The sequence below is a fragment of the Microbacterium sp. Leaf351 genome (assembly GCF_001423825.1).
GTDB lineage: Bacteria > Actinomycetota > Actinomycetes > Actinomycetales > Microbacteriaceae > Microbacterium > Microbacterium ginsengisoli.
This window is the reverse complement of the sequence record NZ_LMPK01000001.1, coordinates 40906-43233: the sequence shown is the minus strand read 5'-3', so window position 1 is coordinate 43233 and position 2328 is coordinate 40906. Positions and strand designations below refer to the sequence as shown.

Below are 2328 nucleotides of genomic sequence, written 5' to 3'. Positions count from 1 at the left end.
CCCGCTCGCCACCAAGGACGAGCAGGGTCGCCTCCGCGTGGGCGCCGCGATCGGTTTCTTCGGCGACGCGTGGGAGCGCGCCGAGGCCCTGCGCGACGCGGGCGTCGACGTGCTCGTGGTCGACACGGCCAACGGCCAGTCGGCGGGCGTCATCGACATCGTGCGGCGCATCAAGGCCGACCCGACGTTCGCGCACATCGACGTGATCGGCGGCAACGTCGCGACCCGCGAGGGCGCTCAGGCGCTCATCGACGCCGGTGTCGACGCCGTGAAGGTCGGCGTCGGGCCGGGCTCGATCTGCACCACCCGCGTCGTGGCGGGTGTGGGCGTGCCGCAGGTGACGGCCGTCTACGAGGCGTCCCTCGCCGCCCGCGAAGCGGGCGTGCCGGTGATCGCCGACGGCGGTCTGCAGTACTCGGGCGACATCGCCAAGGCGCTCGTCGCGGGCGCCGACACCGTCATGATCGGGTCGCTGTTCGCCGGCACCGACGAGTCGCCGGGCGAGATCGTCTTCCAGGGCGGCAAGCAGTTCAAGCAGTACCGCGGCATGGGCTCGCTCGGCGCGCTGCAGACCCGCGGCAAGAAGACGTCGTACTCGAAGGACCGCTACTTCCAGGCCGACGTGCCCAGCGACGACAAACTGATCCCCGAGGGCATCGAGGGCCAGGTCGCCTACCGCGGCCCGGTCGCCGCCGTCGCCTATCAGCTCGTCGGTGGTCTGCGTCAGTCGATGTTCTACGTCGGGGCGCGCACGATCGAGGAGCTCAAGACCAAGGGGCGCTTCGTGCGCATCACGGCGGCGGGCCTGAAGGAATCGCACCCGCACGACGTGCAGATCGTCGTCGAGGCGCCGAACTACAAGAAGTGATCCCTGTCGTCCGGCGCCTCGATGAGGGGCTGGATGCCGCGGTTCACGCCGCGTGCGCGAGTTCCCGTTCGCTGTCCGCGGCCGTCGCCGGCGTGCCGCGGCCGGCGGGCAGGAACAGGGCGAGCACGGCGGTGACCAGCAGCACGGCCGCCCCGGTGAGGACAGCGGGGCGCGCGGCATCCACATACATGTCCGGGCGCAGCTGACCTCCGGCGCCGACGAAGATCGCCGTCATGACGGCGGTGCCGAGGGCGACGCCGATCTCGCGCACTGTGGAGTTGACGCCCGACGCCTTGGCGTGGTCGGCGATGCCGAGTGTCGACAGCAGAGCTGTCGCCGACGGCGCGAACACGAGCCCCATGCCGACGCCGGCGAGCACGAACGGCGCGACCATGTCGATGTAGGGCGTCGTGGTGGAGATCATCAGCGCGAGCCAGCCGAGGGCGATGCCTTGCGCTGCGAGTCCGGTGACGAGCAGGATGCGGGTGCCGACCCGCGGGGCGATGAGCCCGGCCAGGGGTGCGACGACCATCGGGGCGAGCGTCCACGGCGTGGTCTGCACGGCCGCCTCCAGCGGGGTCGAGCCGCGCACGACCTGCATGTACTGGATGAGGATGAAGATCGACCCGAACGTGCCGAAGCTGAACGCGAAGCCGACCGCGTTGGTGAGTGAGAACGAGCGGTCGCGGAACAGTCGCAGCGGCACGAGCGGGCTGCGCGAGCGCCACTGCCACACCAGGAAGGCGATCACCAGCAGCGAGCCGAGCACGATCTCGCCGATGACGGAGAACGTCGACCAGCCGTCGTCGTTGCCACGCACGATGGCGTGCACGAGGGCGAGAACCCCGGCGCCGGCGAGCACGGTGCCCACGACGTCGATGCGGGCGCGGGCGCCGCGCTGGTTCGGCAGTGCCCAGATCGCGAGCGGCAGGGCGATGACGGCGACGGGGATGTTGATCCAGAAGATCGTCTGCCAGTTCCAGCCCTCGATGACCGCCCCGCCGACGAGCGGGCCGACCGCGACGCCGAGGCCGGCGATCCCGCCCCAGATGCCGATCGCGAGCGGGCGCAGCCGATCGGCGACGCCGCCGGTGATGAGGGCGAGCGAGAGCGGCATGACGCCCGCGCCGCCGAATCCCTGCAGGGCTCGCGCGGCGATGAGCTGACCGGGGTCCTGCGAGAGGGCGGCGAAGATCGAGCCGATGCCGAACACCGCGATGCCGATCGTGAAGACGGTGCGACGGCCGTAGCGGTCGCCGAGCGCGGAGGCCAGCAGGATCGTCGAGGCGAATGCGAGGGTGTACGCGTTCACGAACCACTGCAGCTGCTCGACGCTGGCGCCGAGGTCCTTGTGCAGCACCGGCAGGGCGTTGGTCATGACGAGGTTGTCGAGGGTCGCCATGAACATGGGCAGGGATGCCGCGGCGATGACGAGTGCGGCGGGGCGGCGGCGCGCGGCG

Annotated in this window: 2 protein-coding genes; one reads left to right on the top strand and one right to left on the bottom strand. The window is 71.2% G+C overall.

The features are described from left to right. The coding region (gene guaB / locus ASG00_RS15900; RefSeq protein WP_235558994.1) for an IMP dehydrogenase at positions 1–868 on the top strand (868 nt) is incomplete at its 5' end. A gap of 43 nt (positions 869–911) precedes the next feature. On the opposite strand, the gene ASG00_RS00165 is transcribed toward guaB, so the two are convergent. After that, on the bottom strand, positions 912–2328 hold a 1417-nt coding region (locus ASG00_RS00165; protein WP_056206096.1), incomplete at its 5' end, for an MFS transporter.